We start from the raw sequence: 24,434 nt of genomic DNA on the forward strand, positions 1-24,434 counted from the left end.
CCCGTCCGCTCGCCACGGGGGCGGAAGCGGACGGGCGCCGGACGGGCTTAGTTGCGGCCGGCAACCGAGGTCTCGGCGGCCTTCACGAGGTCGGGGCCGATGGTCTTGGCCCACTTGTCGTAGACGGCGCGGGTCGCCGCCTGGAAGGCCTTCTGCTGCTCGGGCGTGAGCTGCACGACCGCCACGCCCTGGCCGGCCAACTCCTTCAGCAGGCTGTCGTCCTGGGCGGTGATGCCCTTGCGGGCGATGGCGACCTCCTCCGCGGCGGCCTGGACGGCGGCGGCGCGCACCGCCTCCTGGTCTTCCTTGGACCAGCTGTTCCAGACCTCCTTGTTGACCACGAAGATCAGCGGGTCGGCGACGTAGCCCCACAGGGTCAGGTGCTTCTGGCCGAGCGTCGGCAGCTTGGCGGCGGTGAAGACGGCGACCGGATTCTCCTGCCCGTCGACGGCGCCGGTGGACAGGGCGGGCTGCGCGTCGGCCCAGCTCATCTGCGTCGGGTTGGCACCCAGCGCGGTGAAGGTGTCGAGGTAGAGCGGCGAGCCGACGACGCGGATCTTCAGGCCCTTCAAATCCTCCGGCTTGCTGATGGCGTGCTTGGAGTTGGAGACCTCGCGGAAGCCGTTCTCGCCCCAGGCCAGCGGCACCACGTCCTTGGTGGCGAGCAGGTCGAACAGCTGCTTGCCGACCGGTCCCTGGGTCAGCGCGTCCATCGCCTTGTGGTCGGGCATCAGGAAGGGCAGCGAGAAGAGGTTCAGTTCCTTCACCTGCGGCGACCAGTTGATGGTGGAGCCCACCGCCATGTCGATCACGCCCTGGCGCAGCGCGGTGAATTCCTTGGTCTGGTCGCCGTTCACCAGGGCGGAGCCGGGATACATCTTCACATTGATGCGCCCGTTGGTCTTTTCCTTGACCAGCTCGGCCCAGCGGTCGCCGCCGATGCCCCAGGGGAACGGCTTGCCCAGCACGGTGGACAGCTTGTACTCGGCCTTGTAGTCCGCCGCCGCCGCGCCGTTGGCGACCACGCCCGGCAGAACCATGGCGGCCAGAGCCAGACCGGCGAACAGCGCCTTCATCGACTTCATTCTTGTTTCCTCCCGCATACCGCAAACGAAAGATCGGACCGGGATCGTACAGAGGCACGCACGACTGTTCCACGCGGAATTTGACGGCCCGCCCCCAAGCCTGGGACAATGCGGGCATGCAAATGCGGATGTTCCCAACAATCGGGTTTTTGGCCTTGGGGCTTCTCGGGGGGGGCTGGCCTTTCCCACGGGGCCGGCCCTGGCGCAATCGGCGGCGCCCGCCGTCCCGCTCGGTCCCAACCCCAGCGAATGCGAGATCCAGGCCGCCCTGTTCGGCGCCGCCGGACCCGGCTGCCCGCCCATCGTGATGAAGCGCCCGCCACCGCCGCCCGTCGCGGCGGCATCGCCCACGGCTCCCGCACCGGCTCCCGCCGCGGTGTCCGTGCCCGCCCTGCCGGGGCCGCCGCCGGACCCGCCCGTCGCGGCGCTGAAGGCCGGGCTGCGCGCCGCCTTCCGGATCGGCTTCGACTTCAACTCGGCGCGCATCCGCCCGGAATCGCGGGCGGTGCTCGACCGCATCGGCGCGGTGATGACGGCGCCGGAGACGGCGAAGGCCCGCTTCCGCATCGTCGGCCACACCGACGCGGTGGGCGGCGATGCGGCCAACCGGGCGCTGTCGCAGCGCCGGGCCGACGCCGTGGCGGATTATCTGGCGGAACAGCACGGTGTGCGCCGCGACCGGCTGGACACCGCCGGGATGGGCGCGCGGGAACCGCTGCTGCCCAAAAAGCCGAAGGCCGCGGAGAACCGGCGGGTGGAGATCGTCAATCTGGGGGGATAGGGAGAGGTGGTTGCGCTGGGCCCCCCTCCCAACCTCCCCCCGCTTCGCAGGGGGAGGAGAAGAGCCCTCCCCTGCGAAGCGGGGGAGGGTTGGGTGGGGGCCCGACGCGACAACTTTAGGGGACAAACACAACCACCCCCTACCCGTCGAGATCGTCCCAGCCCCGCCGCTCCCAGGCGCCGTCGATGAAGGCGGCGGCGCGGGACGAGCGCGGCAGGCCGCAGCAGGTCAGCACCGAGGGCGGAACCCGCCCGCCGCCGCGGCTCCACCACAGGCTGGCGCGGGGTGGCAGCGGGCCGACGCGCTCCTCGACCACGGTGGCGACGGTGGGGTCGGCGCCGTTGGGCTCCGGGCGGCCCAGGATCGCCATGCGGGCGGGCAGCGCGTCCACGTCGGCCCCCGCGCGGCAGGCGTCGGCGGCGATGGATTCCGCGCGGGTGAACCAGTGCAGGCAGGCCACCGGCACCACCGCGAGGTCGGTGCCGTAGGGCAGCGTGCCGACGATGGTGAAGGGGTATTGCCGCCCCACCCGGTCGGCGCTGGGCATCATGATGCCGGCCAGCGGCGGCTCCCCGCACAGGCCGGGGGACAGGGCGAAGCGCCAGACCGGGGCCGACTGGAACAGCCGCTCCCAGGGCGAGCCGAGCTGGCGCACCGCCGCGTCCAGAACCTCCGTCAGCCAGGCGTCCCAGGGAAGCAGCACGCCGCGCGGCAGGCCGTAGCCGACAAAATCACCGCGCGCCGGCACCTTCCCGTGGAAGCCCACCGCGAAACCGGGGCTCATCAGCCAGCCCCGCCGTTGTTGGGAGTGCGGGGCATCGGCGCGGTCGGCTGGCCCAGCACGTCGAGGACGCGCGACACCAGCGCCTCGTCCGGCGGCACCGGGGCGAAGCCGGCTTCGACCAGAGCGGCCAGATGGTCGCCGAGCGCCCGGCGCTCCGCCTCATGGGCGGCGCCGGGAAGCGTGCGCTGCCAGTCGGCGGCCAGCCATTCGGCCAGAACCGCCGGGTCCAGCGGCTCCCGCCCGCCGATCATGGCGTAGGCGCGCAGGCTCTGCCGCAGCAGGTCGGGCCGCGCCCAGCCGGTGCGCAGCTGCTCCTCCAACCGCAGCACGATGCGCGACAGGAACACGCTGCGCAGCGCCCGCCGATAGACCTCCTCGGCGGGCAGGCCGACGCGCTCCCCCTGCGACAGCCCGAAGCCGAGCAGGGACGCCCGCCGCTCCGCCCGCTCGGTCCAGCCGGCGGGCAGGGCGCGCAGCGCGTCGAGCGCCGGCAGGACGGCGAGGAAATCGGAATCCTCCACCCGCGTCAGCGAGCGCGGCGGGGTGTCGAGGACGCGCAGCCGCTCCTCCGCCACCGCCACGGCGGCCTCCGCCCGCGCCAGCAGCGCCTCGTTGGCGCGGTGGCTGCTCAGCCCGGCCAACCCGAGCAGCAGGCCAGCCGCCGCCGTCCCGCCGAGCGCCCAGACGTGACGCCGCCGCCGCGCCCGCTCCAGCGCGCGGTCGACCCCAACCATGTTGGCCTCGGGGAAGACCACCTCGGGCAGCAGACGCTCCAGGAAGAAGGTCTGGGCCGGCGATTCCGCGGAGGCGCCGGGCTGGGTGGCGCTGGTCAGGTAGATGCCGCGCAGCAGCGGCACCGCCTCCTCGGCCTCCGCGGTGAAGGCGGTGTCGACGAGGTCGGCCAAAGCCGCCTCGAAGCCCGCCATGCGCAGCGGGAAGGCGAAGGCGTCGCCGCGCCGCTGGATGTCCGGCTCCTGGTGCAGCCGTTCGGGCAGCCGCTCCTCCAGCCGGCGCAGCAGCGCCGCGTATTGCGCGTGGAAGCTGGCCAGCGGGCCGGGCGGCAGGTCCTCCACCGGGAAGGTGATGCCCCAGATCTGGGCGCGCTCCGCCCGGTCCAGCGGGTCGAAATAGGTGGTGAAGCCGTCCACGAGGTCGGCCTTGGTGCACAGCAGATAGACCGGCACGCGGATGCCGAGATGGGCGCGCAGCTCGCCCAGCCGCTGGCGGATGGTGATGGCGTGGTTGTGCCGCTCCGCGTCGCTCCAGCCGGCGAGATCGGTCAGGCTGATGGTCAGAAGCACGCCGTTCACCGGCTGGCGCGGGCGGTGCTCCTTCAGCAGGTCGAGCAGGCCGGACCAGACGCGCCCGTCGATGGCGCGGCGGCTGTCCTGGGTGGTGTAGCGGCCCGCCGTGTCGATCAGCACCGCCTCGTCGGTGAACCACCAGTCGCAGTTGCGCGTGCCACCCAGATTCTGCACCGGCATGCCGTCCAGACCGCCGCCCAGCGCCGCGCCCAGCCGGGCGTTGGCCAGCGCCGTCGTCTTGCCCGAGCCGGGGGCGCCGATCACCAGATACCAGGGAAGCTGGTAGAGATACTGGCCGCCCCAGCGCGCGCCGAAGCGCTGCGTCTTCAGCCGGTCGATCACCGCGTCCAGCCGCTCGCGCACCGTGCCCAGCTCGTCCAGCGACGCCTTCAGCTCGGGATCGCGGGACGCCGCCAGCGCCTCGACGAAGCGGGCGTTGGCCGCACTCTGCCGGCCGTCCTCGTGCCGGTTCAGCGCGTACCATAGGCCGAGCAGGACCAGCGCCGGCAGCAGGCGGGCCAGGCCGCCGAAGCCGAGCAGCGGCATCACCGCCCAGCCGAGCAGCCCGACCGACAGGGCGACCGCGAGCGTGGTCCACCAGCGCAGGCGCGGCGCCATCGCCGGATCGGCGCGGCGGACCCTGCCCTGGGACTTTTTGGAGCGGGTGTGCGGAGACGGTTCGCTCATGGACCGCGGCCTATTCGGGGTAGAGGCGGACATCGACGCGCCGGTTGGCGCCCCGGTTGGCCGGCGTGGTGTTGGGGGCCAGCGGTTCGTGCTCGCCCCGCCCTTCGGCGGTCAGGCGCTCGGCGCCCAGCGTGCGCTCCAGGATCTTCAGAACGGCCACCGCCCGCGCCTCGGTCAGCGCCTCCGGCGTCGGCAGCCCGCCGCCGCGCGGGGTCTGGTCGTCGGTGTGGGCGACCACCACCACGCGCCCCGCCTCGGGACCCAGCGCCTGCCCGACGCGGTCGACCACGGCGCGGTAGCGGGCGCGGATCGCGTCGCTGCCGGTGGCGAACATGCCCGCCCCCTCGATGCGGATCACCAGCGCCCCGTCGTCGCCGGCCAGCACCGCCACGGCGCCGGAACGGATCTCCGGCTGGAGCAGGGCGGTGACGCGGACGGCCAGCGCCGGACCCGCGCTGGGCGGCGGCGGCGGGACGGCGCGGACCAGCTCCAGCGGCCGGTCGGGAAGCAGCGCGCCCAGCCGGGCCACCACCGCGTCCGCCCGGCCGCCCAGCGAGGCCGACAGGGTCAGGAACAGCCCGCCGAGCAGCGTCGCCACCGCCACCGCGGCCAGCCAGGGCGGCAGGACGTGCCCCAGCGGGCGGAAGCGTTCGGCGACGCCCCGCCATTGCGGCGACAGCGCGCGCTCCCGCTCGCCGCGCAGGCGGCGCAGCACGCGGAACAGCTCGTCCCGCAAGTGGGCGAGGTCGTGGGCGCCGCGCGGCTTGTCGCGGAACTTGCCCTCGAAGCCCAGCGACAGGCAGGCGTAGAACAGCTCCAGCTCCAGCCGGTGCAGGCGCGGGTCGCTCAGCATGGTGTCGAGCAGGTCGAAGAAGCGGTCCGGCCCGCCGGCGCCGGGATCGACCACCACCGCCAGCCCCTCGCGCGCCCAGCGGCAGCGCGCGCCCCAGGGGGTCGCCCGCACCACGTCGTCCAGCATGGTGCACAGGGCGAAGCGGGCGACGCGCACCTCCTCCGGCGGGACGCCGATGGCGGCGGCCTCCTCCTCGAAGCGGCGGACCTCGGCGAGGATGACGTCGCGCAGTCCCTCCGGGTTCTCGTGCCCCGAGCGTTCGCGCAGCGACCCGGCGAGGTCGAGCAGCGGCCCGGCGGCGGCCAGCAGCGGATTCAGCGCCCCACGCAGCCGCGCCGGCTGATCCGGCGGCGCCTCCGCCGGCGGGCGGTCTTCCGGGGCCACGGCGGGCCCCGCCGCGAGGAAGGCCGGGAGCGCGCGCGGCCCACCGCCGGACTCCGCGGAAAACTCCCCGCCGTCCCGCAGGCCCGCCCCGCCGCCGAAGCGTCCGTCCGATTCCATGCCCCCGCCGCCGCTCTGCTGTATGATGATCCGTGTGATGGGAAATCCCCCGCCGGAGGAGGTATAGCAGGCCCAGCCGGATGGGGAAATCGGAGGGTTTGATGCAAATCGCGGAAGAGGTGCGCGGCGACGTGACGATCCTGCGCCCGGTGGGGCCGATCGACAGCGCCGCCGCCCCCCGGTTCGAGGCGCGGCTGTTCGCGGCGCTGGCCCCCGCCACCCCGGACCCCGCATCGGACGCGCCCGGAAAGACGCCGGCCGGGCTGGTGCTCGACCTGTCGGCAGTGACGCAACTGACCCCGGCGGGACTGCGCTCGCTGCTGCTGGCGGTGCGGCAGGCGCGGCCGGGCGCGGGAAGCGCAGGGGTGCGGTCCGGCGTGCGGATCGTGCTGGCGGCGGTGCCCGGTCCGATCCGCGGCGTGCTGGAGGAGGCCGGGCTGGCGGCGCTTCTGGAGAGTCACGGCGACCTTGAGGCCGCCGTGCGCGCCGCCTCACGACAATGAACTAATCCATATTGCGAAGACTGGAGTCGTAGAGCTGCTGCGCTAGGATAGTCTTCAGCAGCGCCTCGACGGTAACGCTCATGTAGCGCGCCTGCTGTTCCAGACGCCGATAGACGTCGAGCGGCAGATCAAGCGTAACGTTGACCCTGCTGGCGTGGGGAAACTCGGCCATATCCCCTCTCCATCTCTGTGAACCGCGTCGCGCGACGCCGGGCCACAGACGATAAGACTTCCCTTGGGCGCGGTCCATGGCGCAGTCCGCGAAGCGCGCTGTGCGGTTGCGCCGGGCCTCTCCCCCAATTTGGAGCGCGTCAGGCCGCGGCCCGCAGCGCCCCGTGGACCTCCGCCAGGATCTCGTAGGAGCGCACCCGTGCCGCGTGGTCGTGGATGGCCGAGGCCACCATGATCTCGTCGGCCCCGGTCTCGGCGAGGAAGGCCTCCAGCCCGCGCCGCACCGTCTCCGCCGAGCCGACGAAGGAGCAGGACAGCATGTTCATCGCCTGCGCCTTCTCCAACGGCGACCAGAAGCTCTCGATGTCGTCGATGGGCGGCGGCAATTGGCCGCGGGTGCCGCGGATCAGACGGGCGAAGCTCTGCTGGGCGGAGGTGAAGAGCCGGCGCGCCTCCGCGTCGGTCTCGGCGGCGACGACGTTCACCCCGACCATGGCGTAGGGCCGGTCGAGCTGCGCCGAGGGGGTGAAGTTCTCCCGGTAGACCTGCAACGCCCGCATCAGCGCGTCCGGCGCGAAGTGCGAGGCGAAGGCGTAGGGCAGGCCGAAGGCGGCGGCAAGCTGCGCGCCGAACAGGCTGGAGCCAAGGATCCACAGCGGCACGTTCGATCCGGCGCCGGGCACCGCCTGCACGCGCTGGCCCGGCTGGACGGGGCCGAGCAGGGCCTGAAGCTCCAGCACGTCCTGGGGGAACTGCTCCGCCACCGACGGGTCGCGGCGCAGGGCGCGCAGCGTCATCTGGTCGGTGCCGGGCGCCCGGCCCAGCCCGAGGTCGATGCGGCCTGGGAACAGCGCCTCCAGCGTGCCGAACTGCTCGGCGATGACCAGCGGCGAGTGGTTGGGCAGCATGATGCCGCCGGCGCCGACGCGGATGGTCGCGGTGCCCGCCGCGACATGGCCGATGACGACCGAGGTCGCGGCGCTGGCGATGCCGGTCATGTTGTGATGCTCGGCCAGCCAGTAGCGGCGGTAGCCCAGCCGCTCGGCGTGGCGGGCGAGGTCCAGCGTGTTGCGCAGCGCGTCGCCCGGCGTGCTGCCTTCCGGCACGGGGGCGAGGTCGAGGACGGAGATGGGGAAGCGGGATGTGTCGTCGGTCGGCATGACGGGGGTATCCAATGAAACGGGACGATCGGGGGAGGTGCAGGCTGTGCGAACCTTGGCCCCCTCCCCAACCCTCCCCCGCTGCGCGGGAGAGGGGGCCTTACGCGAAGGGGCGGCAGTCCCCTCCACCTCGTAGAGGGGGAGGGTTAGGGAGGGGGCGGAGGGGCCAAGCGTCTGCTAGAACGCCGCCCCCTCCTCCACCCAATCCTGAACGCTCCTCGCCAGCGGCTGCCCCTCGGGCAGGAAGGCCAGCGAGACGGAGTTGATGCAGAAGCGCATGCCGGTCGGCGGCGGGCCGTCCGGGAAGACGTGGCCCTGGTGGCTGCCGCAGCGGGCGCACAGCGTCTCCACCCGCACCATGCCGTAGCTGTTGTCCTGCACCAGCTTCAGATGCGCGTTCTCATAGGGCGCGGTGAAGCTGGGCCAGCCGGTGCCGGATTCGAACTTCGTCCCGGACCGGAACAGCGGCAGGCCGCAGAGACGGCAGGCGTAGGTTCCCGGCTTCTTGTTGTCGAGCAGGCCGCCGCAGAAGGGCGCCTCCGTCCCGTGGCTCAGCAGGACATGCCGCTCCTCGTCCGACAGGCGCTCCACCAGCACCGCGCGCTGCTCCGGTGTCGGCGGCGTCAGGTCGAAGGGTCCAGCGGTCGGGGAACGGTCGGCGGGGGCGGACATCGGGCGGCTCCAGTGACGGGGTGACGGTCCTAGGGGATATGGGCCAGTCGGTCGCGGATGACACCCGGCGTCAGGCTGCTATCTTCCCTGCACGGAACGAATGGAGGGAGAGACCAGCCATGACCGGAACGACCACCGGCTCGACCGGCGCCTGGACGCACCTGACGGCGTCCGATGGGCACCGGCTGACCGCCTACGAAGCCCGGCCCGTCGGGCCGGAGAAGGGGCGGCTTCTGATCGTCCAGGAGATTTTCGGGATCAACAGCCACATCCGCCGCGTCTGCGACGGCTACGCGGCGGACGGCTATCACACGCTGGCCCCCGCCTTGTTCGACCGGGCGCAGCGCGGGGTGGAGCTGCCCTACGACGAGGCCGGCGTCCAGCGCGGACGCGACCTGATGGGCGCGGTCAGCGTCGACGACGCGCTGACCGACGTGGCGGCGGGTCTCGCCCATCTCGGCGGGGCGGAGGGGGCGGCCGTCGCCGGCTATTGCTGGGGCGGCACCATCGCCTGGGCCGCCGCGTCGCGCCTGCCGGTCCGCGCCGCCGTCGCCTATTACGGCGGCGGCATCGGCAACCGGCTGGACGAGGCGCCGCGCGCGCCCGTGCTGCTGCATTTCGGCGAGACGGACCACGCCATCCCCCTGACGGTGGCCGAGGCGGTGCGCGAGCGCCATCCCAGCGCCATCACGCACCTCTACCCGGCCGGCCACGGCTTCAATTGCGACGAGCGCGCCAGCTACGACGCGGCCAGCGCCGCCCTGGCCAAGCGGCGCACGCTGGGCCTGCTCCAGGCGGTGTTCTAAAAAAGGAAAAGGCCCTTCCCCCAGCGTGGGAGGAAGGGCCTTCTTTCAGAACAAATCCTTAGGTGGCGACGTCCGGCTTGGTGCGCCCGGTGTGGCGCTCGATCCCGGCCAGCTCCGCCGCCAGATCGGCCAGCGGCTTCAGCGCGACCGGGGCGTCCAGCCCGTGCTCGCCGCCGACCGGCTCGTACCGCTCGAAATAGACGCGCAGCGTGGCGCCCGACGTGCCGGTGCCGGACAGGCGGTAGACGATGCGCGACCCGTCCTCGAACCCGACGCGCAGGCCCTGCCGCTCCGACCGGCTGCCGTCCACCGGGTCGGTGTAGGCGAACTCGTCCGCCGCCGCGACCGTGCGCCCGCCGAGGTCCGTGCCGGCCAGCGAGGACAGCGTGCCACGCAACTCGGCGATCAGGGCGTCGGCGGCCTCCTGCGGGATGGCCTCGTAATCGTGGCGGCCGTAATAGGTGCGCCCGTAGGTCCCCCAATGCTCGGCCATCAGTTCGGCCACCGACAGGCCGCGGGCGGCCAGCACGTTGAGCCACATCAGGACGGCCCACAGCCCGTCCTTCTCGCGCACATGGTCGGCGCCGGTGCCGAAGCTCTCCTCGCCGCACAGGTTGATGCGCCCGGCGTCGAGCAGCGTGCCGAAGAACTTCCAGCCCGTCGGGGTCTCGTAGCAGGAAATCCCCAGCTTCGCCGCCACGCGGTCCACCGCCCGGCTGGTCGGCATGGAGCGGGCGACGCCCGCCAGACCGCCCTTGAAGGCCGGGACATGGGTGGCGTTGGCCGCCAGCACGGCGAGGCTGTCGCTGGGCGACACGAAGACGTTGCGGCCCAGGATCATGTTGCGGTCGCCGTCGCCGTCCGAGGCGGCGCCGAAGTCCGGCGCGTCCGGGCCGAACAGCCGCCCGACCAGTTCCTCGGCGTGGGCGAGGTTCGGGTCTGGATGGTGCCCGCCGAAATCCTCCAGCGGCGTGCCGTTGATGACGGTGCCGGCGGGGGCGCCCAGGCGGCGCTCCAGGATCTCGGTGGCGTAGGGGCCGGTGACCGCGTGCATGGCGTCGAACACCATGCGGAAGCCCGACGCGAACAGCTTGCGGATCGCCGCCATGTCGAACAGCGATTCCATCAGCTCCGCATAATCGGCCACCGGGTCGATGACCTCCACCGCTATGCCGCCGAGCGCCGTCTCGCCGAGCCGGTCGAGATCGAGGTCCGGCGACTCCAGCGTCTTGTATTCGGTGATGGCCTTGGAGCGGGCGAAGAAGGCGTCGGTCATCGATTCCGGCGCCGGGCCGCCGTTGGCGGCGTTGAACTTGATGCCGAAATCGCCGTCCGGGCCGCCGGGGTTGTGGCTGGCCGACAGGATCACGCCGCCGATGGCGCCGCGCTTGCGGATGACGCAGGAGGCCGCCGGGGTGGACAGGATGCCGCCGCGCCCGACCACCGCGCGCGCGACGCCGTTGGCCGCGGCCATGCGCAGGATGGTCTGCACGGCGGTGCGGTTGTGATACCGCCCGTCACCACCGATCACCAGCGTGGCACCGGACAGGCCGTCGACGCAGTCGAAGATGGATTGGACGAAGTTTTCCAGATAGCGCGGCTGCTCGAAGACCTTCACGGCCTTGCGCAGCCCGGAGGTGCCGGGCTTCTGGCCGTCGAAGGGCGTGGTCGGACAGGTGACGGGAACCACTGGGCGTCCTTTCTTGATTCGGATCGGGCCGGGGCGGCGCGCCGTCGCACCGCCGTCCCGGCCCCGCCACGATGCGCGGCTTTGCGCCGCCGTTCAACCGAGCCGAACGACACCTTACCTTCGGTGGACCATCGTCAATGGACCGAGGCCTTACGCCTCCTCGACCGAGACGGCTTCCGGACCCTTGTCGCCCTGGCGGACGGAGATGCGGACGCGCTGGCCGTCGTTCAGACCCTGCAGGCCGGAGCGCTCCACCGCCTTGATGTGGACGAACACGTCCTGGCCGCCGCCGTCCTGGGCGATGAAGCCGAAGCCTTTGGTGGCGTTGAACCACTTCACGGTGCCCTCGGTCTGGGTGGCCGGGCCGCCCGCCGGACGGCGCGGGCCGCCGAAGCCGCCGCGGTCACCGCCACGATCGTTGAAGCCGCGATCGCCACCGCGGTCGTTGAAGCCGCGATCGCCGCCGCGATCGTTGAAGCCACGGCTGTCGCCCCGGCCACCGAACCCGCGATCACCGCCGCGATCCCCACCCCGGTCGTTGAAACCACGGTTGCCGAACCCGCGGTCGCCCCCACGGTCGTTGCGGTCGCCGAAGCCACCCCGCTCGCCGAACGACGGGCGCGGGCCCTGGGCACGGGCCGGGCGCGCCGGAGCGGCGGTGGAGGTGTCGACCGAATGCAGGGCGGAGACCTGGTTGCCCTTGCGCCCCTCGACGATGTCCACCACGACGGTGGCGCCGTCCGGCAGGGACTCGTGACCGGCGGTGGCGACGATGGCGGCGGGGATCAGGGCGTCGGGCGACCCGTCCTCGAACTTGACGAAGCCGAAGCCGCGGTTGGGATCGTACCACTTGACGGTGGCCTGAACCTGGGTGCCGAGGACGACGGGCTGGCGGTAGACGTGCTGGCGCGGGGGTTGACGGTGCATGAGACCCACTGAACTCCAAGAGGCGACTCGGCACCGACCTTCGGTGCCGAGAGAAGACATCGCCTTTCCCCGCGCGAATCACAAGACCGCAGGCGCACCGTTTCGCGCGCCCGCGGCCCTGGTGCCATTTTTCTCCCCGACAGGCGGGCTCAAACCAGCCGCTCGGGGTTGGGCGGCGGTTCCTCCGGGGGAACGGGGATGGCGTCCGGCGGCTCCTTGATCGGAGGCCGCGAAGGGTCGCCGGGCATGTCCGGCATGCCGGGCGGCGGCACCGGCATGTCGGGAGTCGGCGGGGAAGGAGGAAGGGGGCCGGCGACGCTGAGGTCGGCGGCCATCAGTTCGGCCATCATCCGCACCGTCGCCATCAGCCGCCCCCGCCCATCGTGCCACCCGTAGCACCCGGCGCGGCGCGGGTCAGGCCGCGCGCCTTGTCCAGGGAGTCCATGCAAAGCTGCTCGTTGCCGTCCTTCGCGGCGGAGCGCGCGGCGGTCACCAGCGATTCGATCTGGGCGTTGCGCGCCGCCTGCCCCATCGACCCGCTTTCCATCGAGGAGCCGCTGTTCGGCGCGGCGTCGGGCCGCACCGCCGGAGCGGTCGGCATGGGAGCGCCGGTGCGCGGCGGCTCGATCACCGCCTGATCGCCCGAGGCCGGCGGCGCCACCACCCCGCCCGAGCGGGCAAGCTGGTCCGGCGTCGCCCCGGAACTGCCATTCGGCAAGGCTCCATCCCCCGCGGTGGAGCCGGAGCTGCCCGGCGGCGTCGCGACCGGCGGCGGGCTGGCCGACAGGTTGTTCTCGGCGGCGAAGCGGTCGACCAGCGCGGCGCAGCTTCCCTGCGCCAGAGCGGGACCGGCACCGCACAGCACGAGGCCGGCGGCGAGCAAAAGGCCCTGTGGGATCGGATGTCGTGCCATCGGTTGCCTCCCCATCAGCAATACCACCCTCAACCGGTGTAGCGGTGCTGCGGTTCCGCCCGCCTTTTTCCCGCCATGGACACCATTCGGTGGTGCCGTTTCGCCCGCTTCTCCTGTTGAAGGCGCGACGGACAACGGCGGGGGAGAGGGGGTGCGATGGACGGCAACCGTGAAAGCCGTGGGTGCGAAAGCCGGGGGCGCGAAGGCCGTGCCGATGTCTCGGCCGAGGCTGAGGCCTTCTACACGGAGAGTCTGAAGGTCCTGAAGGAGTCCGGGATTCCCTTCCTGCTGGGCGGCACCTACGCGCTCAGCGCCTACACCGGGATCACCCGGCCGACCAAGGACATCGACATCTTCTGCCGGGGCGGCGACTTTCCGCGCATCCTCGCGCATTTCCAGGACCGCGGCTTCGCGACGGAGATCGAGGACGAGCGCTGGATCGGCAAGGTCCTGCACGGCGACCTGTTCTTCGACGTGATCTTCAACTCCGCCGCCGCCATCAACCCGGTCAACGACCGCTGGTTCGAGGAGGATCACCGCGCGCTGGTCTGCGGCGCCGACGTGCAGCTCATCCCGCCGACGGAAATGGTCTTCTCCAAGGCCTTCGTGCAGATGCGGCACAAGTACGACGGCCCAGACGTTGCCCACATGATCCTGAAGCAGCACGCCCACATCGACTGGAAACGGCTGCTCGGCCACATGGAGCAGTATTGGGAGGTGCTTCTGATGCACGTCCTGAACTTCCGCTTCATCTACCCGACGGAGCGCGACCACATCCCCGCCTGGCTGTTGCAGGAACTTCTGGACCGGCTGAACGAGCGCGCGAAGCTGCCGGTGCCGCAGACCCGCATCTGCCGGGGGCGGCTGTTCTCGCGCGAGGATTATCGGATCGACGTCACGGACTGGGGGTTCGCCGACGTCGTCGGCGAGGAAACCAAGCATGGCTGATGCAACATTGAAGGTCGCCGCCATCGGCGACATCCATGTGGGGGAGACCTCCACCCATCCCTACCGCGAGCTGTTCCAGGAGATCGCCGACCGGGCGGACGTCCTGGCGCTGGCCGGCGACCTGACCAACCACGGCAAGCCGCGCGAGGCCGAGGTGCTGGCCGAGGACCTGCGCGCCATCGGCATCCCGGTGGTCGCCGTGCTGGGCAACCACGACCATGAATGCGGCCATGTCGAGGAGCTTCAGCGCATCCTGGAGCAGGCGGGCGTCCGCTTCCTCGATGGCAACCCGGTGGAGATCCGCGGCGTCGGCTTCGCCGGGGTGAAGGGCTTCGGCGGCGGGTTCGAGAACCGCATGCTCGACGCCTTCGGCGAACCGGCGATCAAGCAGTTCGTGCACGAGGCGGTGAACGAGGCGATGCGGCTGGAAAGCGCCCTGCGCCAGCTGGAGACGGAGCGGACGATGGTCGTCCTGCACTACGCCCCCATCGCCGAGACGGTGCGCGGCGAGCCGACCGAGATCTATCCCTTCCTCGGCTCCTCCCGTCTGGCGGAGACCATCGACCGCTTCCACGTCCAGGCGGTCGTCCATGGCCACGCCCACCACGGCAGCTACGCCGGCCGGACCCTGCGCGGCACGCCGGTCTACAACGTCGCACAGACCATCGAGAAGGAGTCGGGAAGGCCGTACGCGCTGATCGAGGTGTAGGGCATCGGCTCCGATTCCCCCCACCCTTCCCACGGCTTCGCCGCGGGCCCCTTCCCTCCCCCGCTTCGCAGGAGAGGGTGTTTCTCCTCTCCCCGCGAAGTGGGGGGAGGACAGAGGGCCAGCGCACCCACTTCCCAAAAACCATTCCCCCGCCATGCCACCGTCGCACTACCGTCCCGGTGGGGTTCGGGATAGGGTGCGGGCACAATGCCCCATTTTGTGCCCCACCCTGCCCTTCCGAAGCTCCCGTCATGCTGACCGCCAACCTCGCCGCCCTGGGGGCTGCGCTCTGCTGGGCGGCCAGCGGGCTGATCGCCATCGGCCCGGTGCGGGCCATCGGCTCGGTCGCCTTCAACCGCCTGCGCATGAGCATCGTCTTCGTCGGCACGGCGCTGGCCGCGACGCTGCTCGGCGGCTGGCAGACTCTCGACCTGCAGGGGGCGGCGATCCTGGCGCTGTCCGGCGCGGTCGGCATCGTGATGGGCGACACCGCGCTGTTCTGGGCGCTGGGGCGCATCGGGCCGCGCCGCAACTCGGTCATCTACGCCACCAACGCGCCGATCACCGCGCTGCTCGCCTGGGCCGTGCTGGGGGAGGCGCTGGGGCCGTGGACGGCGGTCGGCATCGCGCTGGTCACCGCCGGGGTGATGCTGGCGATCTTCTTCCGCGCCAGCCCGGTCCCGAACGGCACCGGCACCGTTCCCCATGACTGGGAGTCGGTGCGGGGGCGCCTGCTGGTCGGCGTCGGCGCCTGCCTGATCGCCGCCGTCTGCCAGGCCGCCGGCTCGGTCATCGCCCGGCCGGTGATGGCGGCGGGCGCCGACCCCATCGCGGCGGCGGCGGTGCGCGTCGGCATGTCGGGGCTGCTGCTGTTCGCGGGCGGGCTGCTGCCCGGCCAGCGCTTCGGCTTCGGCCCCGGCCTGACGCCGCGCATCTTCGCCCAGATAGTGGTGAACGGTTTCATCGGGCTGGGGCTGGGCATGACGCTGCTGCTGATCGGGCTGGCCCACGGCAACGCCGGCGTGGTCGCCACCCTGTCGGCCACCAGCCCGGTTCTGATCCTGCCGATGCTGTGGGTCTGGACCCGCCAGCGTCCGGGGGCCGGAGCCTGGGCGGGCGCCATCGTCGCGGTGCTGGGGGTGGCGCTGATCGTCAACCGCTGAGGCTGTCCGGCGAATTCCTGGCAGCTTGTTCTTGGCGGCTCATTCCCGGCGGCTGAAAAATTTTATCTGAAACGGTTGCGTCCGCCAATTTCCGGGGCAGGATGGAGAAACCGTCTCCCGGTTCCCGCATTCCGATAAGGCGCGACACCCCATGGCCTCCCCCCGCCGCAAGCGTTCCGGCGCCGATCCCGCCGCGCCGGTGCTGCATCTGACCCGCTTCCTGCCCTACCGCCTGTCGGTGCTGTCCAACACGGTCAGCCACACGGTGGCAAAGCTGTACGAGAAGCGATTCGGCATCACCATCCCGGAATGGCGGGTCATCGCCGTGCTGGGCGGCGGCGAGACGCTGAGCGCGGGGGAGATCGCCCAGCGCACCGCCATGGACAAGGTGCAGGTCAGCCGGGCAATCAGCCGGATGCTCGATTCGGGTCTGATCCTGCGCGAATCGGGCGCCACCGACCGCCGCAAGGCGCAGCTCACCCTGACGCCCAAGGCGCTGGCGATCTACACGGAGATCGTCCCCCTCGCCCTGGCTTACGAGCGGGAGCTGACCAGCGCCCTGACGGAGGAGGAGATGGGCCAGCTCGACGGCCTGCTGGCCAAGCTCCAGGCCCGGGCCGACGCGCTGGCCACCCGCCCCGCCGCGCCGCCCAGCCCACAGGCTCCGGGCCCACAGGCTCCGGGCACGGACTGATCGCTTCAGGCGAAGTCCTTGAAGCTGTCCGCCGCCGCGCGGTCGTAGCCCTGGCTGGCGCGCAGGAGCTGCCGCGTGTAGTCCTCCCGCGCGGCCCCCCGGCGCAGCGAGTCCACGTCCATCTCCTCGACGATGCGGCCGCGGTTCATCACGGCCAGCCGGTCGCACATGGTGGCGACGACCGCCAGATTGTGGCTGACCAGCACGTAGGTCAGCGCGTGTTCCGCCCGCAGCCGCTTCAGCAGGTTGAGGATTTCCGCCTGCACCGACACGTCGAGCGCCGAGGTCGGCTCGTCCAGCAGCAGCACGCGCGGCTCCAGCACCAGGGCGCGGGCGATGGCGACGCGCTGGCGCTGCCCGCCGGAGAGCTGGTGCGGGTAGCGGAAGCGGAACTGCGATCCCAGCCCGACGTCGCGCAGCACCCGGTCGATCCGCGCGTCGGCGTCGCGCAGGCCGTGGATGGCGATCGGCTCGGCCAGGATGCGGTCGATGGTGTGGCGGGGGTGGAGCGAGCCGTAGGGATCCTGGAAGACCATCTGGCAGGACTTGAAGAAGCCCTTCTCGCGGCGCCGGCTTTGCGCGGCGCCGGCCACGGCGATGGACCCGGTCCAGTCGTGGTTCAGCCCGACGACGGCGCGCAGCACCGTGGACTTGCCCGACCCCGACTCGCCGACCAGCCCGAAGCTCTCGCCCTCCCGCACGGCGAAGGACACCCCCTGCACGGCGGCCACGGCGTCGGCCCCATGGCCGAAGGTGACGCGCAGATCCCTGACGTCGATCATCGCCCGCCCTCCGCCGGACCATGTCCCCTCTCCCCTCTGGGGAGAGGGTTAGGGTGAGGGGGTCCGGCCGTTGCCGAACGCACCGGTCCCCCGACATCCCCCTCACCCCGACCCTCTCCCCAGAGGGGAGAGGGAGAAATATCTTCAAGCCAGGACGGGTCGCGCGCCAGCACCGGCAGCTCCGCCCGCGTGTCGTCCAGGCGCGGCAGGCTGTCGAGCAGGCCGCGGGTGTAGGGGTGCTTGGCCGCGTGCAACTCCGACGCGCGGCAGGTCTCGACCACCCGGCCGGCGTACATGATCAGGATACGGTCGCAGAAGGACGCTACGAGGTTGAGGTCGTGGCTGACGAAGATCATCCCCATGCCGCGGCTGGAGCACAGCTCGTCCATGATCGCCAGCACCTGCATCTGCACCGTCACATCGAGCGCCGAGGTCGGCTCGTCGGCGATCAGCAGGTCGGGGTTGGGGATCAGCATCATGGCGATCATGATGCGCTGGCCCATGCCGCCCGACACCTCGTGCGGGTAGAGGCCGTAGACCCGCTCCGGGTTGCGGATGCGCACGGCCTCCAGCATCTCCAGCGCGCGCCGCTTCGCCTCCGCCGTGCCGGCGCTGGAATGGACGCGGTAGGCCTCGGCGATCTGGGCACCGATGGTCATCACCGGGTTCAGTGAGAATTTCGGGTCCTGCATGACCATGGAGATGCGCCGGCCGCGGATGCCGCGCAGCCGCTTCTCCGGCAGGGTCAGCAGGTCCTCGCCCTGGAAGCTCAGCCGGTCGGCGGTGACGACGCCGGGCGGCGGGACCAGCCGCAGGATGGCCCGCCCGGTCATCGACTTGCCGGAGCCGGACTCGCCGACGATGCCCAGCTTTTCCCGGCCCACGGTGAAGGAGACGCCGCGCACCGCCTGCGTCACGCCCGTCCGGGTGGGGAAGGAGATGCGGAGGTTCTCGACCTCCAGCAGAGGTTTGTCGCTCATTGGCGGTTGGCTCATTGGCCTTTCGGGTCCAGAACGTCGCGCAGGCCGTCGCCCAGCAGGTTGAAGCCCAGGCTGACCACGAAGATGGCGATGCCGGGCATGGTAGCGACCCACCACTGCTCCAGCACATACTGGCGCCCGGTGGCGATCATCGCGCCCCATTCCGGGGCGGGCGGCTGCGCGCCGAGGCCGAGGAAGCCCAGCCCCGCCGCCGTCAGGATGATCCCCGCCATGTCCAGAGTCACCCGCACGATCAGCGAGGAGGAGCAGAGCGGCACGACATGGCCGAGGATGATCCGCGGCGTCGAGGCGCCCTGGAGCCGGGCCGCGCTGATGAAGTCGCTCTTGCGGATGGTGATCGTCTCGGCCCGCGCGATGCGGGCGTAGGGCGGCCAGCTGGTGATCGCGATGGCGATGATGGCGTTCTCGATGCCCGGTCCCAGCGCCGAGACGAAGGCCAGCGCCAGGATCAGCTTCGGGAAGGCCAGGAAGATGTCGGTGACGCGCATCAGCACCGCGTCCACCCAGCCGCCGAGATAGCCCGCCACCGTCCCGATCAGCAGCCCGGCGACCGGCGCGGTGACCGCGACCAGCGCCACGATCATCAGCGTCAGGCGGGAGCCGTAGAGGATGCGCGACAGGATGTCCCGCCCGAAGGCGTCGGTGCCCAGCCAGTGCGCCGCGCTGGGCGGCAGCAGCCGCTGCGACAGGTCCTGCGTGTAGGGATCGTAGGGGGCGAGCAGCGGGGCCAGCGCCGCCATCAGCACCAGCAGCAGCACGATGCCCAGCCCGATCATGGCCAGCCGGTTGCGCGCGAAGGCCAGCCAGCCCAGATAGACCCGGCCCAGCCGCGCCTGCCCGCGGGAGTGCGGAGTCTCCGCCGTCAGCCACGCCCGCAGCCCGCCTTCGGTCGAATGAGTCTGTGTGGTCATCATGCCCCCCTCATCGCGCACGGGGATCGAGCAGGCGGTACAGCAGGTCGGACAGCAGGTTCAGGCCGATGAAGACCGCCCCAACCACCAGGGTGCCGCCCAGCACCGCGTTCATGTCCGCCGACAGCAGCGAGTTGGTGATGTACAAGCCCAGCCCCGGCCAGGCGAACACCGTCTCGGTCAGCACCGACCCCTCCAGCAGCGACGCGTAGGACAGCGCCACCACCGTGGTCAGCGGCACCGCGATGTTGCCCAGCGCGTGGCGCCAGATCACCCGCGCCTCCGACATGCCCTTCACGCGGGCCGTCGTGATGTATTCCTGGCGGAGCTGGTCCAGCATGAAGCTGCGCGTCATGCGCGCGATGTAGGCCACGCTGTAGAGGCCGAGGATGCCCGCCGGCAGCACCAGATGGTGCAGCGCGTTCCAGAACACGTCGCTCTCGCCGGCCAGCAGGGCGTCCACCGTGATGATCCCAGTCACCGGATCGACCAGCCCTTCGTAGAAGACGTCCACCCGCCCCGGCCCCGGCGCCCAGTCGAGCCGCGCGTAGAAGACCAGAAGCGCCATCAGCCCCAGCCAGAAGATTGGGATGGAATGGCCGATCAGCCCGATCACCCGGATCAGATGGTCCGGCCAACGCCCACGGTGGACGGCGGCCATCACCCCCGCCGGGATGCCCAGCAGAACGCCGACGACCAGCGCGGCGGTGGCCAGTTCCAACGTCGCCGGGAAGACGCGCAGGATGTCCTCCAGCACCGGGCGGGAGGTCAGCACCGAGGTGCCGAAATCGCCCTGCAGCACGTCGCCGACGTAGCGCAGGAACTGCTGCCACAGCGGCAGGTCCAGCCCCAGCTCCTGCCGGACGCGGGCGTAGGTGTCGGCGGACACGCGGTCGCCGACCACGGAGATCACCGGGTCGATGGGGACCACGCGCCCGATCAGGAAGGTGACGAGCAGGAGGCCGAGAACGGTCAGCGCCACCGAGACGAGCAGCCCCGCCCCGCGAATCGCATGACGCCGCCCCGGCATCCCCGGTCGTTTCAGGATAGCGGCCAAGTTTCACCCTAACGCAACGTCAAAAAAACCCTCTCCCCTCTGGGGAGAGGGGAGGGTGAGGGGGTCTCGCGACTCCCGTACGTCCGGCAAAAGCCCATCCCCCTCACCCTAACCCTCTCCCCGGAGGGGAGAGGGAACGAAGCGCTGGGGAAGAACGCGCCCCTTACTTCTTGCTGACCTTCCAGTAATAGTTGCTGTCGAAGCTCGGGCCCCAGACCAGCCCCTCGACGTTGCTGCGCTCCGCGATCACCTCGGTCTGCTGGAACATGATGACGAAGGGCGAGGTCTCCAGCACCTCGCGCTGCAGCTCCTGGTACATCGCGGCGCGCTTGGCGGTGTCGCGCTCCTCGACCGCGGCGGCGGTCTTCTTGGTCAGCTCGGGGATGTCCCAGGCGTTGCGCCAGGACAGCGGCTTGGCCTTCGCGTCGTCGGCGTTGTCCGGGTTGGCGGCGAAGGTGTCGGCGTTGGTGTTCGGGTCCTGGTAGTCGGCGCCCCACTGGTACAGCAGCGCCTCGTGGTTGCGGGCGCGGTACTTGGTGACCACCTGCTTGCCGTCCGCCGGCAGCAGCTTGACCGTGATGCCCGCCGCCGCCGCGCTGCCCTGGATGGCCTGGGCCATGTCCATGCTGGGCGAGGTGTTGCGGACGTCCATGGTCACCGTGATGCCGTCCGGATAGCCCGCCTGCTTGAGCAGCTCCTTCGCCTTGGCCGGATCATACGTGTACGGGTTCTCCTCCAGCGCGCCGAGGAAGCCCTTGGGCAGGAAGGCCTGATGCACGGTGCCGAGGCCGTTCATGATGGTCTTCGCCATGCCGTCGTAATCCACGGCGTACTTGAAGGCCTTGCGCACGTCGGGCTTGGCCAGCACCTCGTTCTTCTGGTTCAGGCCGAAATAATAGAGCGTGCCCTTGGGCGCCTGGACGATGCGGATCTTGTCGTTGCCGCGCAGCGGTTCGAACTGCTCCGGCTTCAGGTTGCGGGCCACGTCCACGTCGCCCTTCTCCAGCAGCAGGCGCTGGGTCGCCGGCTCCGCGATGTGGCGGATCAGCACGCGCTTCACGGCGGGGGCGCCGCCCCAGTAGTTGGCGTTGGCCTCCAGCGACAGAAGCTCGCTGGCCTTCCACTGGCGCAGCACGAAGGGGCCGGACCCGGCGGAGTTGGCCTTGAGGAAGGCGGCGCCGAAGTCGCCGTTGACCTCCTTGCTCTTGACCAGCTTGGCATCGACCACGCCGGAGACGTCGGCGGTCAGGCAATAGAGCACGAAGGTCGGGGCGTAGGTCTTGTCCGTCTCGAAGACCAGGGTGCGCGGGTCGGTGGCACGGACCTTCTGATCGACGTTCTCCGGCGTCAGGCCGAACTGGGTCAGGATGAAGGCCGGCCCCTTGTTCATCTTCACGGCGCGCTGGAGCGAGTAGGCCACGTCCTCCGCCGTCAGCGGGTTGCCGGAGTGGAACTTGATCCCGTCGCGGATGGTGAAGGTGAAGGTCCTGCCGTCGTCGGAGACGGTCCAGCTTTCCGCGACCTGCCCGTGGATCTTGCTGACGTCGTTGACGTCGAAGCGGATCAGCCGGTCGTAGACCTGGGCGCCGTATTCGGCCCCCGACAGCTCGAAGATCTCGCCGGGATCGAGCGTCACGATGTCGTCGAACTGCCAGGCCATGACCAGCGTGTCCTTCGGCGTGTCGGCCAGGACCGGCGTGGCCGCAAGGCCGAAGGAAAGACCGGCGGACAGAAGGGCGGCGCCGGCCAGACGGCGCGCGAGCGTGTTCATGGTTCCCATACTCCCTGCGTGATCCCGGAACGACCCCGGATGGGGCGAATTCTCTTTGGAATTCTTAGCGGTTAACGGCCGGATGATCCGGCGGCGCGGGTTCGCCTGTCAAGCGGGCGGCGGTCATAGCGGTCCCCTGCGACCAAACGCGAAGGCCGTACCCCGGTCCGCAACAGGCTTGCCGATCCCGCCCGTCCGTCCACATCACTGGCAAAGCGATGGAGGACCCATGGATCAGGACCGCGAGAACGGCCAGTCGCGCGTGCCCAAGCCGCCGAGCCGCGACGAGGTGGAAAAGATCAGCGACGCGCAGCGCTACATCACCGACGACTGGACCGGCGACGGCGGGAAACCGGCGGACCAGCCCCCGGACGGCAGCGGACGTTGAGTCCGGAGCGTTGAGTCCGGCACCGTCCCCGCGTAGCCTCGTCCCTCAAGGACCACACACGCGGGGACGACCATGATCGGGAACGACGGAAAGCCGGTGTCGAAGGAGGGGCTGCGCCAGCATCTCGCCGCCTACAACACGCAGTCGCGCGGCTCGAAGGAATTTGCGGCCATCCCGCGCGCGCTGGTCACCGTCTGCGACAATCTGAAGGCCGGCAAGACCACCTACGTGAAGTGCCTGGACGGTCAGTTGCAGTTGTCCCGGCGCAAGGACAACAGCGTCCAGGCGGCGTAGCAGGCCCTCACCCCTCCCCCTTCACCGGAAAATCGAACCAGGGCAGACGCAGGAATTCGTACTCCCGCAGCCGCGGCGTTCGCCCGCGCCGCATCCAGTCGTGAAGGACGGAGTAGGGCGCCGCTTGGTCCAGCGTCCAAGCCGCCTCGCCGCGGTCGAAGAACCAGCCGATATAGGCGCCGACGAGCCTGAGAAACTCCCGCCCCGCTGCGGTCGGCGCCACCCCCAGGAAGCCGCCGAGGATCTCGTCGAACGGCCCACGGGCGCGGCGGTCGCGCATGATGGTCAGGTCCCACCCGGCCCCGTCCCGCAAGTCCGGTGGAAGCGGCGCCGTGCCGCGGGCGTCGATGTCGGTGATGAAGACCGGCGTTCCCGTCCGCTCCAGCAGGTCCAGGGCCACGAAGACGCGCGCGCAGGCGTAATAGGTGGTTTCCGCCCCCGGCGCGTGGGCGGACAGGTCGATGCGCTCCAGCGACCAGGACAGCCGCCCCGGCCGAGCGGCGCAGCGGCGGTCCAGGTCGGCGCGATCCTCCGCGCTGGGATTGACGATGTGGACATGCACGCGGTCGCCCGGCGCATCCTTAAGGGCATGGGACAGGAACCAGCCGCCGAAGCGCCGCCAATAGCCGGAATCGACGCTGACCAGCAGGATCGCGCCACCTCCCGCCGCGGGCGAAACCGGCATCGACCGCTCTCCCGCCTCCACGATGCGCGGCCGATACCCGGCGAGCGCATCGAGGAAGACAGGGCGCGCGTCGACCTGCCGCCATTTCGTCGCCTGTGGGTCGGCGCGGATCGCCTCCTCCGACCAGCCGCGCAAACAGCGCCGGGCGAGGCGCGAGGCGGTCACCAGCCGCCCTTGGCGGTAAAGGCCGTGGGCGATGCAGGCCGCCGCCGCGCCGTCCCCCGGTGCGCGCCGCAGCCGGTTCCGCGCCCGCCGGGCGATCCGTTCCAGCCGCGCGTCGTCCAGCATGCCGCGGTGGATGGTCAGCACGGCGGTGCGGAACAGCGCGGCCTCCGCCACCTCGCCCGCCCCGCGCTCCAGCGCCGCCAGGAACAGGTCGAGCGCGTGGGCGAGCGGTTCGGCCCAACTCGCCTCCGGGTGGTCGGCGCGAGGGAACTCCGGCAGGGCGCCGCTGGCCTGCAAAACCGCCATGGCAAGGTTGCTCAGCGCCGCCCCGTCACCCGGACGCAGCCGCGCCGCCCGGCCGTAGCCCGTCACCGCCCCATCGGTCTCCCCAGCCGCCAGCCGCGCGCGTCCCACCGCCGCCCAGCCGTCGGCGCTGTCCGGGGCCAGGGACAGCGCGTGGGCCAGCCAGCGCTCCGCCGCCAGCGGCTCCGGCCCGCCGGCCAGCAGCCGTCCCGCCGCCAGCGTCGCCGCCCCATAGCCCGGATCGACCCGCAGGGCGGCGCGGAAGCATCCGAGCGCCTCTTCCATCCGGCCCAGGTCGCCCAGCGCCAATCCCCGGTTGAAGGCCGCCTTGGCCCGCGCCGGTTCCAGCGCCAGGGCGCGCGCATGCTGGCCGGCGGCCCGAACCGCATCCCCGCCGGTGCGGCGCAGGCTGCCGAGATTGTCGTGATAGTCCGCCGCCTCCGGATCCAGCGCGATGGCCTGGGCGATCAGCGACAGCGCGTCCTCCGTCCGCCCGGTCTGGCCCGCCAGGACACCCAGCAGATGCAGCGCGTCGGCCTGCCGCGGGTCGGCGTCGAGAATGGCGCGGTAGACCCCGGCGGCCTCGCCCATCCGTCCGGCCCGATGGTGGCCGATGGCGATGGCGTAGGCTTCGGACAGGGCTTCGGACAGGCTGACCATGACGACTCCGGGCTGCGCTTGCGACATCGCGCCCGCTTGCGGAGGCGCACCATCCCTCTACCATCG

At 71.3% G+C, this 24,434-nt stretch carries 26 protein-coding genes; 9 read left to right on the forward strand and 17 right to left on the reverse strand.

Going from position 1 to position 24,434, the window contains the following annotated elements; all coding sequences use genetic code 11:
• Nucleotides 1-47: 47 nt before the first annotated feature.
• A complete protein-coding gene (locus Sp245p_RS00155; RefSeq protein WP_162471575.1) occupies nucleotides 48-1,085 on the reverse strand; it encodes a DctP family TRAP transporter solute-binding subunit in 1,038 nt (345 codons plus the stop codon).
• A gap of 307 nt (nucleotides 1,086-1,392) precedes the next feature.
• On the opposite strand from Sp245p_RS00155, the gene Sp245p_RS35535 reads away from it, so the two are divergent.
• The gene (locus Sp245p_RS35535) at nucleotides 1,393-1,866 is read left to right on the forward strand and encodes an OmpA family protein (protein WP_246119780.1); all 474 of its coding nucleotides are present in this window, start codon (nucleotides 1,393-1,395) and stop codon (nucleotides 1,864-1,866) included.
• Nucleotides 1,867-2,005: 139 nt separating this feature from the next.
• Here the strand turns inward: Sp245p_RS35535 and tagF are convergent, their stop codons facing one another.
• The 3 genes from tagF to icmH are packed head-to-tail and all read right to left on the reverse strand — an operon-like array spanning nucleotide 2,006 to nucleotide 5,995.
• Entirely contained in the window at nucleotides 2,006-2,650 is a 645-nt protein-coding gene (gene tagF / locus Sp245p_RS00165; RefSeq protein WP_014239131.1) for a type VI secretion system-associated protein TagF, read from the reverse strand.
• Complete coding sequence (tssM, locus tag Sp245p_RS00170) at nucleotides 2,650-4,641, reverse strand: type VI secretion system membrane subunit TssM (protein ID WP_109138312.1); 1,992 nt, start codon at nucleotides 4,639-4,641, stop codon at nucleotides 2,650-2,652. Before tssM ends, tagF begins: the two co-directional genes overlap by 1 nt.
• A gap of 10 nt (nucleotides 4,642-4,651) precedes the next feature.
• Nucleotides 4,652-5,995, reverse strand: coding sequence for a type IVB secretion system protein IcmH/DotU (gene icmH / locus Sp245p_RS00175; protein ID WP_109138313.1), 1,344 nt, complete (start codon nucleotides 5,993-5,995; stop codon nucleotides 4,652-4,654).
• A gap of 101 nt (nucleotides 5,996-6,096) precedes the next feature.
• Between icmH and Sp245p_RS00180 the strand changes: the two genes are divergently transcribed.
• Nucleotides 6,097-6,498 (forward strand): STAS domain-containing protein, encoded by a 402-nt coding sequence (locus Sp245p_RS00180; RefSeq protein WP_014239128.1) that lies wholly within the window; start codon nucleotides 6,097-6,099, stop codon nucleotides 6,496-6,498.
• Between the two features lies 1 nt (nucleotide 6,499).
• Here the strand turns inward: Sp245p_RS00180 and Sp245p_RS34725 are convergent, their stop codons facing one another.
• The 3 genes from Sp245p_RS34725 to msrB all read right to left on the reverse strand — a co-directional run bounded on the left by Sp245p_RS34725 (nucleotide 6,500) and on the right by msrB (nucleotide 8,501).
• Nucleotides 6,500-6,670, reverse strand: coding sequence for a hypothetical protein (locus Sp245p_RS34725; protein WP_014239127.1), 171 nt, complete (start codon nucleotides 6,668-6,670; stop codon nucleotides 6,500-6,502).
• A gap of 139 nt (nucleotides 6,671-6,809) precedes the next feature.
• Nucleotides 6,810-7,829, reverse strand: a complete 1,020-nt coding sequence (locus Sp245p_RS00185) for an LLM class flavin-dependent oxidoreductase (RefSeq protein ID WP_014239126.1) — start codon at nucleotides 7,827-7,829, stop codon at nucleotides 6,810-6,812.
• A gap of 177 nt (nucleotides 7,830-8,006) precedes the next feature.
• Entirely contained in the window at nucleotides 8,007-8,501 is a 495-nt protein-coding gene (gene msrB / locus Sp245p_RS00190) for a peptide-methionine (R)-S-oxide reductase MsrB (RefSeq protein WP_014239125.1), read from the reverse strand.
• Between the two features lie 119 nt (nucleotides 8,502-8,620).
• On the opposite strand from msrB, the gene Sp245p_RS00195 reads away from it, so the two are divergent.
• Nucleotides 8,621-9,307 carry a dienelactone hydrolase family protein gene (locus Sp245p_RS00195; RefSeq protein ID WP_014239124.1) on the forward strand — a complete coding sequence of 229 codons (687 nt, stop codon included), beginning with the start codon at nucleotides 8,621-8,623 and terminating at the stop codon, nucleotides 9,305-9,307.
• A 58-nt stretch (nucleotides 9,308-9,365) separates the two neighbouring features.
• On the opposite strand, the gene Sp245p_RS00200 is transcribed toward Sp245p_RS00195, so the two are convergent.
• The 4 genes from Sp245p_RS00200 to Sp245p_RS00215 all read right to left on the reverse strand — a co-directional run bounded on the left by Sp245p_RS00200 (nucleotide 9,366) and on the right by Sp245p_RS00215 (nucleotide 12,837).
• Nucleotides 9,366-10,997, reverse strand: coding sequence for an alpha-D-glucose phosphate-specific phosphoglucomutase (locus Sp245p_RS00200; RefSeq protein WP_014239123.1), 1,632 nt, complete (start codon nucleotides 10,995-10,997; stop codon nucleotides 9,366-9,368).
• Nucleotides 10,998-11,147: 150 nt separating this feature from the next.
• Nucleotides 11,148-11,924: a cold-shock protein gene (locus tag Sp245p_RS36190; RefSeq protein WP_014239122.1), complete on the reverse strand. Its 777-nt coding sequence runs from the start codon at nucleotides 11,922-11,924 to the stop codon at nucleotides 11,148-11,150.
• 149 nt (nucleotides 11,925-12,073) lie between these two features.
• Nucleotides 12,074-12,289 (reverse strand): hypothetical protein, encoded by a 216-nt coding sequence (locus Sp245p_RS00210; protein ID WP_014239121.1) that lies wholly within the window; start codon nucleotides 12,287-12,289, stop codon nucleotides 12,074-12,076.
• Entirely contained in the window at nucleotides 12,289-12,837 is a 549-nt protein-coding gene (locus tag Sp245p_RS00215) for a RodZ family helix-turn-helix domain-containing protein (protein WP_014239120.1), read from the reverse strand. Before Sp245p_RS00215 ends, Sp245p_RS00210 begins: the two co-directional genes overlap by 1 nt.
• A 156-nt stretch (nucleotides 12,838-12,993) precedes the next feature.
• Here Sp245p_RS00215 and Sp245p_RS00220 point away from each other — a divergent pair, with 156 nt between their 5' ends.
• The 4 genes from Sp245p_RS00220 to Sp245p_RS00235 all read left to right on the forward strand — a co-directional run bounded on the left by Sp245p_RS00220 (nucleotide 12,994) and on the right by Sp245p_RS00235 (nucleotide 16,351).
• Entirely contained in the window at nucleotides 12,994-13,785 is a 792-nt protein-coding gene (locus Sp245p_RS00220) for a nucleotidyltransferase family protein (RefSeq protein WP_014239119.1), read from the forward strand.
• Nucleotides 13,778-14,494: a metallophosphoesterase family protein gene (locus tag Sp245p_RS00225; RefSeq protein WP_041810860.1), complete on the forward strand. Its 717-nt coding sequence runs from the start codon at nucleotides 13,778-13,780 to the stop codon at nucleotides 14,492-14,494. The genes Sp245p_RS00220 and Sp245p_RS00225 overlap by 8 nt, the downstream gene beginning before the upstream one ends.
• A 251-nt stretch (nucleotides 14,495-14,745) precedes the next feature.
• Complete coding sequence (locus Sp245p_RS00230; RefSeq protein WP_014239117.1) at nucleotides 14,746-15,657, forward strand: DMT family transporter; 912 nt, start codon at nucleotides 14,746-14,748, stop codon at nucleotides 15,655-15,657.
• Between the two features lie 151 nt (nucleotides 15,658-15,808).
• Nucleotides 15,809-16,351 carry a MarR family winged helix-turn-helix transcriptional regulator gene (locus Sp245p_RS00235; protein ID WP_014239116.1) on the forward strand — a complete coding sequence of 181 codons (543 nt, stop codon included), beginning with the start codon at nucleotides 15,809-15,811 and terminating at the stop codon, nucleotides 16,349-16,351.
• A 5-nt stretch (nucleotides 16,352-16,356) separates the two neighbouring features.
• Here Sp245p_RS00235 and Sp245p_RS00240 read toward each other — a convergent pair whose 3' ends face one another.
• The 5 genes from Sp245p_RS00240 to Sp245p_RS00260 all read right to left on the reverse strand — a co-directional run bounded on the left by Sp245p_RS00240 (nucleotide 16,357) and on the right by Sp245p_RS00260 (nucleotide 21,873).
• Nucleotides 16,357-17,133, reverse strand: coding sequence for an ABC transporter ATP-binding protein (locus Sp245p_RS00240; RefSeq protein WP_041810859.1), 777 nt, complete (start codon nucleotides 17,131-17,133; stop codon nucleotides 16,357-16,359).
• Nucleotides 17,130-18,113, reverse strand: coding sequence for an ABC transporter ATP-binding protein (locus tag Sp245p_RS00245; protein WP_082188113.1), 984 nt, complete (start codon nucleotides 18,111-18,113; stop codon nucleotides 17,130-17,132). Before Sp245p_RS00245 ends, Sp245p_RS00240 begins: the two co-directional genes overlap by 4 nt.
• A gap of 11 nt (nucleotides 18,114-18,124) precedes the next feature.
• On the reverse strand, nucleotides 18,125-19,045 hold the full coding sequence (nikC, locus tag Sp245p_RS00250) for a nickel transporter permease (protein ID WP_041811387.1): 921 nt from the start codon (nucleotides 19,043-19,045) through the stop codon (nucleotides 18,125-18,127).
• Nucleotides 19,046-19,055: 10 nt separating this feature from the next.
• On the reverse strand, nucleotides 19,056-20,075 hold the full coding sequence (locus Sp245p_RS00255; RefSeq protein ID WP_014239114.1) for an ABC transporter permease: 1,020 nt from the start codon (nucleotides 20,073-20,075) through the stop codon (nucleotides 19,056-19,058).
• Between the two features lie 190 nt (nucleotides 20,076-20,265).
• The gene (locus Sp245p_RS00260; protein ID WP_014239113.1) at nucleotides 20,266-21,873 is read right to left on the reverse strand and encodes an ABC transporter substrate-binding protein; all 1,608 of its coding nucleotides are present in this window, start codon (nucleotides 21,871-21,873) and stop codon (nucleotides 20,266-20,268) included.
• A gap of 229 nt (nucleotides 21,874-22,102) precedes the next feature.
• Here Sp245p_RS00260 and Sp245p_RS34730 point away from each other — a divergent pair, with 229 nt between their 5' ends.
• Nucleotides 22,103-22,261 carry a hypothetical protein gene (locus Sp245p_RS34730; RefSeq protein WP_014239112.1) on the forward strand — a complete coding sequence of 53 codons (159 nt, stop codon included), beginning with the start codon at nucleotides 22,103-22,105 and terminating at the stop codon, nucleotides 22,259-22,261.
• A 72-nt stretch (nucleotides 22,262-22,333) separates the two neighbouring features.
• Nucleotides 22,334-22,555 carry a hypothetical protein gene (locus Sp245p_RS00265; protein ID WP_014239111.1) on the forward strand — a complete coding sequence of 74 codons (222 nt, stop codon included), beginning with the start codon at nucleotides 22,334-22,336 and terminating at the stop codon, nucleotides 22,553-22,555.
• 7 nt (nucleotides 22,556-22,562) lie between these two features.
• Here the strand turns inward: Sp245p_RS00265 and Sp245p_RS00270 are convergent, their stop codons facing one another.
• On the reverse strand, nucleotides 22,563-24,395 hold the full coding sequence (locus tag Sp245p_RS00270) for a tetratricopeptide repeat protein (RefSeq protein WP_014239110.1): 1,833 nt from the start codon (nucleotides 24,393-24,395) through the stop codon (nucleotides 22,563-22,565).
• Between the last annotated feature and the right edge of the window lie 39 nt (nucleotides 24,396-24,434).

The organism is Azospirillum baldaniorum, assembly GCF_003119195.2.
Taxonomy (GTDB): domain Bacteria; phylum Pseudomonadota; class Alphaproteobacteria; order Azospirillales; family Azospirillaceae; genus Azospirillum; species Azospirillum baldaniorum.